The sequence below is a fragment of the Phormidesmis sp. 146-12 genome (assembly GCF_052939495.1).
The window spans coordinates 126,844-139,897 of record NZ_JBJPHS010000001.1; the positions used below are offsets into that span (position 1 = coordinate 126,844).

A 13,054-nucleotide genomic window follows, 5' to 3' on the forward strand; every position below is an offset into this window, starting at 1 on the left:
ATCTTTAAGAATTTCAGACCTTTATTAGAATTCAAAATTAGCTCGACCCGTCGCGAGTCGTAATACTCAAACGAATACTGACAAGCTATTTAGATTTGAATCAGCACACTCAAGACGCGCTTCAACCAATCGTGGCTCAGACACAGGTTGCTCAAAGTTTAGAAACGCTCCCGTCTACATCTGCTCAACGGCGATCGGGCATGGAGCAGTCAGTGGAAACGCCAGATTTTTTAAGCAAACCACCCTGCGATCGATCAATGTTGAAATTGACTTTAGGCTGAGGTATGGCATCAATGCGTCGCTGGGCTACAAGTTTGGGGGCGCGGGTTAAAGGTAAATTTTCTTATGGCAGCAACAATGTTGATAACCAAGTTCTCACAACTCAAATAGGATAGCTATATCTATAAGGTGTATTTAGACAAAGGCAGCAAAAAATAGATGTAAGTGAGCAGTTCAATTGTGGCTGCTGCAACGAGCATTACTGTAACAGGCTCACATCCTTTATTTTCTTGATACTTTTTGGTCGATTCTCAAAAATCGGAGGAAAATAGAAGAATGACAAACTCTATTTACCTGGAAGCACATGAGTAATACCAGTAATTTCCGTCAAGCGATCCGCGATGCGAAGGGGCAGGCGCTCGTCGGCCCTAACGTGATTGCCAATGCCCTTCCCTGGTTGGGCGGCGGTCTGATGCTCACGGCGTTGGGCACTTACGGCGGTCTGACAGTCATTGCCAACAATCCGCAGATTTTTATGCCCACGTTTATTGGGGCAGTTATTCTCGAATTGATTTTGTTTTTCGTGGCTTCTAGCGTTGCCCAAAAAGGAAACAATAGCGTTGCACTGCCGTTGTTGGCAACTTATAGTTTGCTGTCGGGCTATACCCTGAGTGGGTTGGTCTTTTTAGCACTGCAAACTTCGGGAGTCGGGATTGCAGGAGTGGGATTTGCGGCTTTGGGCTGTGGTGTCACGTTTATTGCAGCAAAACCGATCGGCTCCAATCTGTCCGAAGAAGACGGGATGGCGCTGTCAAAAACGATTCAGCTAGGCATCATCGCGCTGTGTGTCGTGCTGTTGGGTCAGTTCCTTCTATCGGTCTTTGGGATATACACTCCTGGATTCTTAGAAGTAGCTATCTCAGCGATCGGTGTTCTGTTATTTGTCGGTTCTGCGGTGGTTGACTTTTTTATTCTGCCGCGCACTTACACCGATGAACAGTATCTCCCTGCTGCGCTGTCGATGTATTTGACTTACATCAATCTGTTTGTGTTCATTCTGCGATTGCTGATTGCGATTAACGGTCGTGACTAATTCTTGATTTCAAATCATTGAATTATTTGTAAGAGAGGCGTAATTCGTTGCGTCTCTTTTTCTTTTCTACTTTCTTTCTATACTGAAGGAAGAGTTAGGATACTTCTGTTTGGAGTCACGGAATTATTAGATTTCCTGGCAGATTGCAAAGATCAACGTCTGGTGCCAGGTCGCCCTGACTCCACCGTTGCGATGATCAAGTGAGTTTGGTCGGAAAGGCTTTAGACAAATCCAGCGTTAGATCAGGGAAATAAGGAAGAGTAAGCCCTTCATTTGGCAACAAGACCCGCTTAACTCGATAACCAAATCCCTGCGATTTTTGATAAGGCTCACGATAGGTTTCTAGAACATTTTCGAGTAGATTAAAAATCCAATAATCTTGAATATTGTGTTCTGCATAGAGATTTAGCTTTGTCTCCTGGTCATACGTCAGAGAAGCGTCAGAAAGCTCAATCAACCACAATACATCTTCTGGCTTTGGATGCGACTCTAAATAGTCATCAGAACGATTTGTAACGATCGTAAAGTCGGGTTCTGGCTCACTGTTAGAGAGAATAATAGGAGACTGACATCTTACAGTTGCACGGTCGGACAGCAGTTGAGGCAACGCTCGAATCAGCTTGGTCAAACAGACCTCATGAGAAGTTCCTTTTGCTGCCATATAGACCAGTTCTCCTCGGATTAATTCGATGCGATCGCCCTCCGCAAAAAAACCAAGCTCACTCAAACGATGATATTCGTCTACAGTGAAACGCTTGACGGTAGGCTGACTCGGACTTTTGGTGATTGGGAGATTCATAAGCTTTAGCGTAAAATCGCCTCGATAGTTGGATTATAGCGGCTTCTGGTCTAACCCTTGATTTGAGAAGATTCTGAGTCTAGAGTGCTAGGTTAAAGCCATTATCGATCTATTAAAGATAATCTTCTCATTGGTCAAGTGATTTTAGAGAAGCTAGACTTGCTGGCAGATTGCAAAAAACAGCGATTAATTCCCAATCCAAAGAATCTTGATTATCCAGTTGCCGTGATTAAGTAATACAAAAATTTTATGAACGTCGATCGCTTCGATCATTTAGTTCTCACTGTTCAAGATATTGAAGTGACTTGCGAATTTTATACAAAAGTTTTAGGAATGCAAGTCATTACATTTGGACAGAATCGTAAAGCCCTAAAGTTTGGTTGTCAGAAAATCAATTTACATCAGGTTGGTCAAGAATTTGAGCCAAAAGCACTCCATCCAACCTCCGGTTCTGCTGATTTGTGTTTCATCACCCAAATCCCGATGCAGCAGATCATTCGTCATGTACGATCGTGCCAGGTAGACATTCTCGGAGAGCCGATTGAGCGAACAGGCGCAACGGGCAACCTTCTCTCGATTTATCTGCGTGACCCTGACGGCAATTTAATCGAACTCTCTAACAATGCAAATTCAGATCCAAACCTTTACCGTTCATAAGCGGTTTGCCCTCACCATTAGTCGCGGAACCACTGCCCAAACCACAAATGTCCTGATCAGAATTGAGCAAGATGGCATCGAAGGCTGGGGAGAAGCGTCGCCGTTTTCGATCGGAGAACAGCCCCAAACCACCGAGAAAATTGCGCGGTCTCTCCAAGCGATCGCACCCCTACTTAAATCCTTGCATCCCCTCGAACGTAGCCGCATCGACCAACTAGCCCAGCAGTCTCACCTGCCCTCTGCCGCCTGTGCCGCGCTCGATGTCGCCCTACATGATTGGGTAGGCAAAGCCATCAACCTCCCGCTCTGGCAACTGTGGGGCTTGGAAAGAGAGAAGATTGTTCCGACTTCAGTGACGATCGGCATCAGTTCTCCAGAAGCCGCAAGACAGCGAGTATTAGATTGGTTAGGCAAAGGCACGGTTACCGAACCCTCTCTCGGAATTCAAGCCTTGAAGGTGAAATTGGGCAGTCCAGAAGGAATCGAAGCCGATCGAGCCATGTTGCTGGCCGTCAAAGAAGCGGCTCCTCAAATTTCGCAAATCAGTATTGATGCCAATGGCGGCTGGACAGTAGAAACCGCGCTCAAAATGGCATTCTGGCTGGCAGATCAAGGCGTAACTTACATTGAGCAACCGTTACCCAAAGGACAAGAAGCTGATCTAGCCAAGCTTTACTATCAGTCCCCGTTGCCGATCTTTGTGGACGAAAGCTGCTGGACGAGTCGGGATTTGCCGTTGTTGGTCGATCGCGCTCACGGCATCAATATCAAACTCATGAAGTCAGGCGGTCTGTCAGAAGCGTTACGCATGATTCACGCGGCCAGAGCCTTTGGCTTTAAGGTGATGTTTGGCTGCTATTCTGACAGTTTGTTACTCAACACCGCCCTTTCTCACTTGTCCCCATTAGCCGATCACCTCGACTTAGACAGCCATTTGAATTTATCGGATGATCCCTTCATCGGGGCCACCTTCCAAAACGGGCGCGTCGTCCCGACTAATCTCCCCGGCATCGGCGTAAAACTGAGAAACCACTAATCGCACTTTGAGAAGCTTACAAGTTGATAACTTACAAGTTGATAATCCATTCAAAACGTTCAAGAGCAAGTTACGGCTTTTCCCTTTTTTCGACGATCGCCAAGTGCTGACCATCAGGACTAAAAACTTTAAACTCGCCCTGAACTTCCATTACCTTGATACCTGAGCGATTAAATAAGTAAATCTTCTCTTTTGAAGTAGTACTTAATTGACCAGTTGAATTAAACTCTGGAGCAAGTCCTGGTAGTTGAGCAACTTGTTTACCGGATGAATCATAGAGATAGCTTTTCTGAGAATCACTTGTAATTAAACGTTGTCCATCCGGGCTTGAGAATGAGAAAGATTTGCTGTAAATTGCTTCCGAAGGGAGTGGAGTGCCACCAGCCCCATATAAAATCATTTCAGCCGGAGAAAGATCTCCAGCCATTTTGGCAAGTTCTCGACCAGAGCCATCAAACAAGCGGCTTTGTCCACCAGAAATATCATTGGGTTGTTTGTTCTTTCCAGTTAGAAAGGTTACAACTTTATCGCCCTGCGGTAGGAAAGCAGCATAATTTCCTGGCAAGCGAGCAAGTTCTTTTCCTGACACATCATATAGATAAACTGTATTGCCTAAAACGGTCACCAAACGCTTACCACTCGCACTAAATCTCCCGTTTCTCCCTCGTAGTTGAGCAATTTTTTTGCCAGCCGAATTGTACAAGTAGCTTGAGTCTCCTCTAAAATCAGTAGTCAGAATGAATTGTTCACTGCGATCGAAGATGCTAAAAAAACCTGATAGTTGAGCGATCTTCTTACCCGAAAAGTCATACAGATGAAGGAATGGTTCATCCCACGTCCCCACCGCGGAGAAAAACTTTTGCCCTTTGGGACTAACCCCTGAACATGCTTTTGGCAATTGAGCGATCGTCTGACCCGCTGAGTTAAACAAATTACAAGTTGTGGAATCTAATCGATTTAGAATCAGTCGTTTCCCATCTGCATCAAACCCACTATAAAGGTCAAGAAATAACCCTTGCATTCGAGCCAGTTGCCGACCTGAAGCATCAAACAAATAGGCACTATCGTCTGTAAGCGTGACAACTCGTTGACTATCTGGACTGAACATGTGCGATGAGGAACTTCTTCCCGGTAGTCGAGCCAGCTTGCGCCCTAGTGAATCGTATAGCTGAAAATAACCTTTATCTCCTAAAATGATTCGTTGTCCATCTGGGCTAAACTCTGGTGCGCTTCCTTCAAGTTGCATTAGTTTTTTACCAGATAGATCAAACAAGTAAAAGCGTCCCAGCCCAAACCCTGATTCTGTTAGCAATTGTCGCCCGTCTGGACTAAAGCGATATATCTTTCCTTCAAACTCAGCGAGTTTTTTACCAGATGAATTAAATAAACGAGTGACATATTCTTCTTTAGCAGAAACGGGTAATTGTTGTGCAAGTTCTGTTACGTTAGTCGCTACAGCCCGCCCAGGTTCATATTGAGAATGCAGCAGTGACGGGGTTGCGATCGCAAAAAATAACACTGCAACAATAACGCTCGTTCGTTGAATTAACATTTTGCTGTGTGATTAACATCTTGCTTTAACGTACCCAGTTCTTATACTAAAAAGAGACTGTGACACACAGGAGAACGGCTATGTCACTCGAACCTATCCTGACCAACCCGCTCAACCCCCAAGAACCCCTTCTCGCTGGTTACGAGCCTGATCCTGAGCCTGACCCAGAATGGGAATTTCCGTCACCGCCCACCGATCTTCCTTACGACGACGGAGAACCCTTGGAAAGCAACCGCCACCGCATCGCCATGAATGTGTTGATTGACTCGACCCTACAAGCCCTCAGTCACCGGACAGACTACTTTGCAGGCGGCAACATGTTTGTCTACTACAGCCAAAACCAAGCCATGAATCGAGACTTTCGAGGGCCCGACTACTTTGTGGCTCTGGAGGTGGATGGCGATCGAGAGCGGCGCAGTTGGATTACCTGGGAAGAACAAGGACGCTACCCTGATGTGATCGTCGAATTCATGTCCCCATCTACTGCTAACATCGACCTCAACGAGAAAAGACACCTCTACGAACGCACCTTTCGCACCGCAGACTACTTTGTCTACAATCCATTTGACCCCACCTCTCTACAAGGTTGGCATTTGGATGCTTCACAGCGTTATCAGCCTTTGACTCCCAATTCTCAAGGATGGCTCTGGTCTGAAAAACTTGGACTCTGGTTGGGCAATTGGCACGGGAGTATTCGGCGAGAACCTCCGACGGGAGGCTGTTCCTGGTTGCGACTTTACCGAGATTTTGCGGAGAGCCCCGCTCCTTGAGGACGGGGATGCAGAGCAACGGCGCTATCGCGCCAATCTCTCAGGCAGCAGACCAAGAGATTTTCAACACATCTTATACATCTTATATTGACTGTGCTAATATAAGAATATCGTGGGTGGGTCAAAACGATGCTGGTCTTAGAGTTCAAAACATACGGGAAATCAAGCCAGTTCAAAGCAGTAGACGAAGCAATTCGCACTGCCCAATTCATCCGAAATAGCTGTATTCGGCTGTGGATGGATGTTAAGGGGACAGGACAAAACGATTTGCAAAAATACTGCGCGGTGTTAGCAAAGAATTTCCCGTTTGCAAATGAACTTAACAGCATGGCTCGGCAAGCCAGTGCAGAACGAGCCTGGTCATCCATCAATCGGTTCTTTGAAAACTGCAAGAAAGGAATCCCCGGTCAGAAAGGGTTTCCGCAATTCCAAAAAGATTGTCGCTCGGTTGAGTACAAAACCTCTGGATGGAAGTTGGCAGACGATAAGAAGTTCATCACGTTCACGGACAAAAAGAACATTGGGCGCTTGAAACTGAAAGGAACCCGCGATTTGCATTTCTATCAACCTGACCAAATTAAACGGGTGAGATTGGTAAAACGGGCAGATGGCGTATACGTTCAGTTCTGCGTAGATGTGAATCGTTCAGAGATGCTAGAGCCATCGGGAAACACTATCGGGTTAGATGTGGGCTTGAAAGAGTACTACACTGACTCAGAGGGCGTAAGGATTGAGAATCCGACCTTTCTCCGTAAAGGTGAAAGAGTTCTCAAGCGTTCCCAAAAACGTGTTTCTCGCAGGGTGAAGGGGTCAAACAACAGGCGGAAAGCAAGACAGGTTTTAGGTAAGCGCCATCTCAAAATAAGTCGGCAGCGTAAAGACCATGCCATTAAGCTGGCGCGGTGCGTCATCACATCTAACGATGTAGTCGCCTACGAAGATTTGAGAATCAAAAATATGGCGAAGAATCATTGTCTTGCCAAGTCGATTAACGACGCATCTTGGTATCAGTTCCGAGTCTGGATTGAATACTTTGGAAAGGTGTTTGGACGAATCACGATAGCCGTGAATCCTCAATACACCAGCCAAGAATGCTCTCGCTGCGGTGAAGTGGTCAGGAAAGCTTTGAGTACGCGCACTCATGTTTGTCGGTGTGGGTGTGTGTTGGATAGAGACCATAATGCAGCGAGAAACATCCTCAGCCGGGGGTTGGGTACGGTAGGGCATACCGGAACCTTTGGTCTTGAACCAAGCAACGCTTTAGGAGAATCGACCTCTACTTTGGCTGGAGCAATCCTGCTTGAGCAAGTTGGCTCGTAGATTAAAGAATCCCCGTGCGTTCACGCCGGGGAGTGTCAAGACTCACAAGGCAATCTGGTTTTGTTAGCTGAGGAGTTAGCCCACGTCGCTCAACAGCAAGCCGAAGAAGAACGTCAACGGGCCGATCGCCTTGCCACTCGTCTGAGAGAATTAGGTATTGATCCTGACCAAGTTTAGTTTATGCTGACGGACATCGATCGGGTTGCAGTTCTTCTCCATGAAGGCATTCGGGGAACTCAGGGAAAAACGGGACTGGCTCTAATTCGCTATCGGCCAGACACGATCGCCGCTGTCATTGATGCAGACTGTGCAGGAGAATCGTTGCAATCGCTTACGAATATTCCCTGTGATGCGCCGATCGTAGCCTCTGTTTTAGATGCACTAGCCTATCAACCGACGGTATTAGCCATTGGTATCGCGCCGTCTGGCGGACGGTTGCCCGATGCTTGGCTCTCGGAACTGAAGGAAGCGATCGCGGCTGGCATGTCGATTATGAACGGTTTGCATACGCGAATGTCGGCAATTCCTGAACTGCAAAATCAATTACAACCAGGGCAGTGGATTTGGGACATTCGGCAAGAGCCATCGGGGTTAAAAGTAGGAAGTGGAGTGGCGCGATCGCTTCCCTGTCTCAGAGTTCTTACCGTGGGGACGGATATGGGCGTTGGCAAAATGGCGACGAGTTTAGAATTACATCGGGCTTCTCAAAAACGAGGGCTGCGATCGCGCTTTTTGGGCACAGGTCAGGCTGGCATTATGATCGCGGGCGATGGCATTCCGTTAGATGCAATTCGGGTGGATTTTGCGTCTGGAGCAGTCGAACAGTTGGTGATGCGTCATGGCAATCAGGCAGACATTTTGCACATTGAAGGACAGGGTTCTCTACTCAGTCCGGCTTCAACCGCAACGTTACCGCTAATTCGAGGCAGTCAGGCGACCCATTTGATTTTGGTGCATCGAGCCGGACAAACTCACATTCGCACCTTTCCTGATTTTGCCATTCCACCGCTTGAAACTGTAATTCACCTCTATGAAACGGTGGCAGCCGCAGGCGGATCATTTGCACCGACAAAAGTTGCAGGCATTGCATTGAATACAGCCCATTTGGATGAAGCAGCAGCGAGGGACGCGATCGCTCAAACTCAACAACAAACCGGACTGCCCTGCACTGATCCCGTTCGCGATGGTGCCGATGTGTTATTGAATGCAGTCGTGTGACGGGCGCACCATTTTATCCAGGAGACGGTCAAGAACGGCAGGCAGATCTTGGCAAAGTCCAGTATGCACCCGTGAAGTCTGAATGATGGTACTTCGAGACGCTACCAGCCAATAAAAACGCTCTCTCAAAGGCAGTTGACCGATCGCACCCGCTGGCAACCCTCCCACACAAATCAGAGGAATTACCGCCAGATGGTCACGAATAGTTTCAAGCTCTACCTGGGGATGGATCGCACTCAATCGCTGTTCATCTAATTCGATCTGGGCTTTGAGAAACTTTCGAGGCGCACAGCAAACAATTACGGCTATTAGAAAACTGAAGTGCGGTTACACGCCCCGCCAAGAGTCTGCAACTGCACGGCTGCAAACTTTAGGTAAGTAAATCATGACATACAACGCCGATCGTAGTGATTTTGCGTCAGAGATTTCTGTGACCTATCGGGAGCGATTGAAGTGTTGGGCGATCGTTCGCTTATTACCGAGGATGCAGCGAGTGGTGGTCGATCGCTTTCACAAACGCGCCGATGCCGACGGTCATATGTACTTTTTACGGCAACAGATTCCCGACGGCACCTTTGTTGTAATGTTTGATGTGCAGATTGATCGCGTCGATCGCGACTGTCTTTAGGCCGCTTTGGCTTTCTTGCTGCCTGCGATCGCTAACCCTATGAGCATGAGGGCGGCGATCGTTCCCGGTTCGGGGACTTTCTTTTGGATGGGAGTGGTGCCCACTTTAAGCTGATAGGCCAGCGCAGAATTGTTGGGTCTGTTTCCTGCCCAGGTCATCGTCGATTTACCAGTTAGCTTGAATGCGCCCGATATCTTGCTTAATTGCAGATAATCAACATCGCTGGAGGTAGAACCAGACGACAGCACATTCGTGATTGCTAGATTTGTGGACTTGGCATCGCTGAAAACTAGATTGCTCAATAACATACTGCTGTTAGCGGCAGCACGAGTGCGGAAGAAGATATCGCTCACAGCTCCACTAAATACATTACTGCTGATAGTTTGATTGCCGACGATGTATTTCACCAAAGAGCCGTCATACTCCAAAGAGAAATCAACCGCTTGCCCACTTGTCCACTGACGTTGTTTTTGATCGACGGGCAATAGATTGTTTTTAGGGTTTAGGAGATCGATTTCTTGAGTGCCGTTGGTGGCATTATTGCCGATGCGACTTTGAGCCACAAAGGATTCTGTAAATTTGCCTGTGGTAATGAGCTGCTCAAACCCTGTATCGGTCAACGTGGTTTGGGGAACGATCGTCGCAGCTTTGGCGTTTAGAGAATTGGCAGCTAAACCTGTTGTAGACAATACAAGCGCAACGAGTAACTGGTGGGGTTTGATCATGGATGTACTTAGTATCAGATATGACAAACGATGTAATTTTAATTTGCCCGAATATTTCTGGTTTTCAGGCTAATCTAGAAAATCTTCACGTTCCTTTCGCATTGGCTTTGCAAACATACAAACGAGTGGCAACAGCCCGATCGCGACTTACAAAACGTTTAGACATTCTTTGTTGACTAGAGCGATCGGGTAACCAGTTCCATAAATGCACTGATGTTTATGAAAGTGACGTTTAAGATGTGGCTTGATTGGTGGAGCAAATCGCTACTTGATAATCGCCACCGGATAATCAGGATTAGCAGGATTAGGAATCAAGCGTTGATTTTTGCAATCTGGCAAGAGATCCAACTTCTCTAGAATCACTTGACCAATGAGAATTTCGTCACCAACCACGAGTGCCTCATCTGCGGTTTTACGCCCTTCGCATTCGACAATGATCGATTCTGTAACACCGACAAGTTCTTCAGACCCATTGGCAAATCGAGCAAGCTGTTGACCGCGGATTCGTAAACCCAATTGCTCCGCAACCTTTTGAGGAATGACTAACATTACCGCTCCCGTATCGACTAATGCCCGTCCTCGATATTGCCCAAGATGGCGAGGGGCAAGCACGCCTCGATCGACCATCCCCTGATCGACTGCATTGGTTAGTGTAACTTGAGTATGAACTGCTCCCATATCTGTTGATTTGTCTGTTGATTTAACCATTGTTTTCTCCTCTATAGAGAGTTCCTAATTGCATCCTGTTTCTACCAAGTTGGTTGTCTTTCTATTGTTTGGAGGGAGACGATCGCTTGATAATCGCCACCGGATAATCAGGATTGGCGGGAATTAAGCATTGATTTTTGTAATCTGGCAGGAGATCTAACTTTTCTAAAATTACTTGACCGATCAAGATTTCATCACCAACCACGAGTGCTTCATCAGTCGTACTGCGTCCTTCACATTCAATCATGATGCCTTCTGTAACGCCTACCAGTTCTTCAGATCCGTCGGCAAATCGAGCAAGCTGCTGACTGCGAATTCGTAAACCCAACTGCTCTGCCACTGTTTGAGGAATAACTAACCTGACGACTTCCGTATCGATCAATGCCCGTCCCTGATATTGGCGAAGCTGTTGTGGGGCAAGCACTCCACGCTTGATCATTTCTTGATCAGCAGAATTTGTGATTGTGACCTGTGTGTAGACTGCTCCCGTCTCTGTTGGTTGAACTTGTTGAACCAGTGTGTCTCCTGATTGAGCGGGTTCTGGATTTGAGTCAATTTCTATCTCGCTGGTTTCGATTAAGAACTTTTCTGCCAAACGATCGTAGGTTCCCGGCCCGACAAATTGAGGAAATTTATGTGATCGACTGTATACCCAGACCAATTCTCCATTTTCCAGAATGCGGATATCGCTAAACCACTTGCATTTTGGAATTAACAATTTGCCTGCTTCGAGAGCATCTGTCCAGCGATCGTAGGTTTGAGAAAATCCAGGTGTAATAACTTTGAACATGGGAAAAGGGCAATCCAAACTCTTACTAGCAGTGTATCTGTTGCGACTCTTGAATCGCTGCTTTCTCAAATGAGTGGAGTGTGCATTGCTTGGTAAGATACCTTTGTAAGTTTTGATCACTCTTCACATGTCACCCCAAACAAATTCAGAGATGCAGTCCACGACGGGCGCAGATGCGATCGATGTTGCGATCGCTCAGGGCATTGATTTCGACGGTTCGCCTATTCCGACCGCCAAGCTTGACCTTTATACCAAAGTCATGGGGCTAGAAGCGGGTCGTCAGCGGAGCGGTGTTTCTAATACAATGCGCTCTAGAATCGTCCGAATTGGCGCAAAGCACATTCCCCAAGACGAACTCAACCAAATGCTCACCGCAGCCGACTTTGCCCCTCTCAAAGAGAAAGAAGTCGCCTTCTATTACGGTGGGAAATAAAGGGCGGGAAATCAACGACCTGTAGGCGCAGTTTGAACCGCCAGCTATCCCATGACTGATCAATCCTTGTCTTTGCCCGCGATCGCTCACTCTGACATCGAAGCTGCCGCCAGCCGACTGTTGGGAACGGCTCATCGGACTCCCGTTTTGACTTCGACAATGGTGAACGATCGCACGCGCAGTCAGGTCTTTTTTAAGTGCGAAAACTTTCAGCGGACTGGCTCTTTCAAATTTCGGGGAGCCTTTAACGCACTGTCGCTGTTGTCTGACGAACAGAAAAATCGGGGCGTTCTGGCCTTTTCTTCAGGTAATCACGCTCAGGCGTTGGCGCTGGCGGGACAAATTTTGCAGATTCCCGTCACGATCGTCATGCCCGATGATGCGCCTGCGGTTAAGCAAGCTGCGACCCGTGGGTATGGAGCCGATATTATTTTCTACAATCGCACCACTCAAAAACGCGAAGAAGTGACGCAGAGAATTGCTGCTGAACAAGGCTCAACCCTGATTCCCCCATTTGACTATGCGCCCGTGATTGCGGGACAGGGGACAGTGGCTCAAGAGTTGATTCAAGAAGTCGGAGAATTGGATATTTTGCTGGTCTGCTGTGGCGGAGGTGGGCTGATTTCGGGATGCGCGATCGCTGCTCACACGCTGTCTCCTCACTGTCAAGTGATCGGAGTTGAACCCAAAAAAGCCGACGATGCTACGCGATCGTTCTATAGTCGCACGCTGCAAACGGTTGAGAATCCGACCACGATCGCGGATGGGGCCCGTTCTACCAGTTTGGGAAATCTGACCTTTCCTTTGATTTTGCATTATGTGCAGGATATGGTGACGGTTTCAGAGGCGGCGATCGTGCGATCGATGTTCTTTTTGTGGGAGCGGATGAAACTTGTGGTAGAGCCAACTGGAGCCTTGGCCGCGACTGCTTTACTCGAAGGCATTATTTCGGTTCCTGATGCGCGGATTGGCGTGATTATCAGTGGCGGCAATGTTGATCTCAAGGAAGCCAGCAAACTCTTCTCTAAAACAAATTCCAAAACCAAACGTACGCCTCGACTGCCTCTGGCCCAAGAGTTGAGTTAATTAACGTGAATTCGACGAAA

General features: G+C 47.4%; 16 protein-coding genes. 10 read left to right on the forward strand and 6 right to left on the reverse strand.

Annotated elements, in window-relative coordinates; translation table 11 throughout:
• Positions 1-95: 95 nt before the first annotated feature.
• Complete coding sequence (locus ACKFKF_RS00470) at positions 96-281, forward strand: hypothetical protein (protein ID WP_446865887.1); 186 nt, start codon at positions 96-98, stop codon at positions 279-281.
• A gap of 302 nt (positions 282-583) precedes the next feature.
• Positions 584-1,312: a Bax inhibitor-1/YccA family protein gene (locus ACKFKF_RS00475; RefSeq protein WP_446865888.1), complete on the forward strand. Its 729-nt coding sequence runs from the start codon at positions 584-586 to the stop codon at positions 1,310-1,312.
• A gap of 196 nt (positions 1,313-1,508) precedes the next feature.
• Here ACKFKF_RS00475 and ACKFKF_RS00480 read toward each other — a convergent pair whose 3' ends face one another.
• Positions 1,509-2,111 (reverse strand): Uma2 family endonuclease, encoded by a 603-nt coding sequence (locus tag ACKFKF_RS00480; RefSeq protein WP_446859394.1) that lies wholly within the window; start codon positions 2,109-2,111, stop codon positions 1,509-1,511.
• 249 nt (positions 2,112-2,360) lie between these two features.
• On the opposite strand from ACKFKF_RS00480, the gene ACKFKF_RS00485 reads away from it, so the two are divergent.
• A complete protein-coding gene (locus tag ACKFKF_RS00485; protein WP_446865889.1) occupies positions 2,361-2,768 on the forward strand; it encodes a VOC family protein in 408 nt (135 codons plus the stop codon).
• Positions 2,734-3,804: a dipeptide epimerase gene (locus ACKFKF_RS00490; protein WP_446865890.1), complete on the forward strand. Its 1,071-nt coding sequence runs from the start codon at positions 2,734-2,736 to the stop codon at positions 3,802-3,804. The genes ACKFKF_RS00485 and ACKFKF_RS00490 overlap by 35 nt, the downstream gene beginning before the upstream one ends.
• Positions 3,805-3,874: 70 nt before the next feature.
• On the opposite strand, the gene ACKFKF_RS00495 is transcribed toward ACKFKF_RS00490, so the two are convergent.
• The gene (locus tag ACKFKF_RS00495; protein WP_446865891.1) at positions 3,875-5,356 is read right to left on the reverse strand and encodes a WD40 repeat domain-containing protein; all 1,482 of its coding nucleotides are present in this window, start codon (positions 5,354-5,356) and stop codon (positions 3,875-3,877) included.
• Between the two features lie 80 nt (positions 5,357-5,436).
• Here ACKFKF_RS00495 and ACKFKF_RS00500 point away from each other — a divergent pair, with 80 nt between their 5' ends.
• The 3 genes from ACKFKF_RS00500 to ACKFKF_RS00510 all read left to right on the forward strand — a co-directional run bounded on the left by ACKFKF_RS00500 (position 5,437) and on the right by ACKFKF_RS00510 (position 8,664).
• Positions 5,437-6,126, forward strand: a complete 690-nt coding sequence (locus tag ACKFKF_RS00500) for a Uma2 family endonuclease (RefSeq protein ID WP_446865892.1) — start codon at positions 5,437-5,439, stop codon at positions 6,124-6,126.
• 129 nt (positions 6,127-6,255) lie between these two features.
• Positions 6,256-7,446 carry an RNA-guided endonuclease InsQ/TnpB family protein gene (locus ACKFKF_RS00505; protein ID WP_446865893.1) on the forward strand — a complete coding sequence of 397 codons (1,191 nt, stop codon included), beginning with the start codon at positions 6,256-6,258 and terminating at the stop codon, positions 7,444-7,446.
• A gap of 180 nt (positions 7,447-7,626) precedes the next feature.
• Positions 7,627-8,664 (forward strand): DUF1611 domain-containing protein, encoded by a 1,038-nt coding sequence (locus ACKFKF_RS00510; protein WP_446865894.1) that lies wholly within the window; start codon positions 7,627-7,629, stop codon positions 8,662-8,664.
• On the opposite strand, the gene ACKFKF_RS00515 is transcribed toward ACKFKF_RS00510, so the two are convergent.
• Positions 8,644-8,973 (reverse strand): DUF3037 domain-containing protein, encoded by a 330-nt coding sequence (locus ACKFKF_RS00515; RefSeq protein ID WP_446866006.1) that lies wholly within the window; start codon positions 8,971-8,973, stop codon positions 8,644-8,646. The two genes, ACKFKF_RS00510 and ACKFKF_RS00515, sit on opposite strands and share 21 nt — an antisense overlap.
• Positions 8,974-9,049: 76 nt before the next feature.
• On the opposite strand from ACKFKF_RS00515, the gene ACKFKF_RS00520 reads away from it, so the two are divergent.
• Positions 9,050-9,292 (forward strand): hypothetical protein, encoded by a 243-nt coding sequence (locus ACKFKF_RS00520; RefSeq protein ID WP_446865895.1) that lies wholly within the window; start codon positions 9,050-9,052, stop codon positions 9,290-9,292.
• On the opposite strand, the gene ACKFKF_RS00525 is transcribed toward ACKFKF_RS00520, so the two are convergent.
• The 3 genes from ACKFKF_RS00525 to ACKFKF_RS00535 all read right to left on the reverse strand — a co-directional run bounded on the left by ACKFKF_RS00525 (position 9,289) and on the right by ACKFKF_RS00535 (position 11,515).
• Positions 9,289-10,017: a choice-of-anchor W domain-containing protein gene (locus tag ACKFKF_RS00525; RefSeq protein ID WP_446865896.1), complete on the reverse strand. Its 729-nt coding sequence runs from the start codon at positions 10,015-10,017 to the stop codon at positions 9,289-9,291. The two genes, ACKFKF_RS00520 and ACKFKF_RS00525, sit on opposite strands and share 4 nt — an antisense overlap.
• A gap of 264 nt (positions 10,018-10,281) precedes the next feature.
• Positions 10,282-10,725 (reverse strand): retroviral-like aspartic protease family protein, encoded by a 444-nt coding sequence (locus tag ACKFKF_RS00530; protein ID WP_446865897.1) that lies wholly within the window; start codon positions 10,723-10,725, stop codon positions 10,282-10,284.
• Between the two features lie 61 nt (positions 10,726-10,786).
• A complete protein-coding gene (locus ACKFKF_RS00535; protein WP_446865898.1) occupies positions 10,787-11,515 on the reverse strand; it encodes a hypothetical protein in 729 nt (242 codons plus the stop codon).
• Between the two features lie 127 nt (positions 11,516-11,642).
• Between ACKFKF_RS00535 and ACKFKF_RS00540 the strand changes: the two genes are divergently transcribed.
• Positions 11,643-11,948 (forward strand): small RNA NsiR4-regulated ssr1528 family protein, encoded by a 306-nt coding sequence (locus ACKFKF_RS00540; RefSeq protein WP_446865899.1) that lies wholly within the window; start codon positions 11,643-11,645, stop codon positions 11,946-11,948.
• Between the two features lie 51 nt (positions 11,949-11,999).
• A complete protein-coding gene (locus tag ACKFKF_RS00545) occupies positions 12,000-13,034 on the forward strand; it encodes a threo-3-hydroxy-L-aspartate ammonia-lyase (RefSeq protein WP_446865900.1) in 1,035 nt (344 codons plus the stop codon).
• The last annotated feature ends 20 nt before the right edge of the window (positions 13,035-13,054 follow it).

Excerpts from the sequence above, each read along its gene's own strand:
- ACKFKF_RS00475 (WP_446865888.1), top strand. The coding sequence starts at position 584 with ATGAGTAATACCAGTAATTTCCGTCAAGCGATCCGCGATGCGAAGGGG.
- ACKFKF_RS00480 (WP_446859394.1), bottom strand. The coding sequence starts at position 2,111 with ATGAATCTCCCAATCACCAAAAGTCCGAGTCAGCCTACCGTCAAGCGT.
- ACKFKF_RS00485 (WP_446865889.1), top strand. The coding sequence starts at position 2,361 with ATGAACGTCGATCGCTTCGATCATTTAGTTCTCACTGTTCAAGATATT.
- ACKFKF_RS00490 (WP_446865890.1), top strand. The coding sequence starts at position 2,734 with ATGCAAATTCAGATCCAAACCTTTACCGTTCATAAGCGGTTTGCCCTC.
- ACKFKF_RS00495 (WP_446865891.1), bottom strand. The coding sequence starts at position 5,356 with ATGTTAATTCAACGAACGAGCGTTATTGTTGCAGTGTTATTTTTTGCG.
- ACKFKF_RS00500 (WP_446865892.1), top strand. The coding sequence starts at position 5,437 with ATGTCACTCGAACCTATCCTGACCAACCCGCTCAACCCCCAAGAACCC.
- ACKFKF_RS00505 (WP_446865893.1), top strand. The coding sequence starts at position 6,256 with ATGCTGGTCTTAGAGTTCAAAACATACGGGAAATCAAGCCAGTTCAAA.
- ACKFKF_RS00510 (WP_446865894.1), top strand. The coding sequence starts at position 7,627 with ATGCTGACGGACATCGATCGGGTTGCAGTTCTTCTCCATGAAGGCATT.
- ACKFKF_RS00520 (WP_446865895.1), top strand. The coding sequence starts at position 9,050 with ATGACATACAACGCCGATCGTAGTGATTTTGCGTCAGAGATTTCTGTG.
- ACKFKF_RS00525 (WP_446865896.1), bottom strand. The coding sequence starts at position 10,017 with ATGATCAAACCCCACCAGTTACTCGTTGCGCTTGTATTGTCTACAACA.
- ACKFKF_RS00530 (WP_446865897.1), bottom strand. The coding sequence starts at position 10,725 with ATGGTTAAATCAACAGACAAATCAACAGATATGGGAGCAGTTCATACT.
- ACKFKF_RS00535 (WP_446865898.1), bottom strand. The coding sequence starts at position 11,515 with ATGTTCAAAGTTATTACACCTGGATTTTCTCAAACCTACGATCGCTGG.
- ACKFKF_RS00540 (WP_446865899.1), top strand. The coding sequence starts at position 11,643 with ATGTCACCCCAAACAAATTCAGAGATGCAGTCCACGACGGGCGCAGAT.
- ACKFKF_RS00545 (WP_446865900.1), top strand. The coding sequence starts at position 12,000 with ATGACTGATCAATCCTTGTCTTTGCCCGCGATCGCTCACTCTGACATC.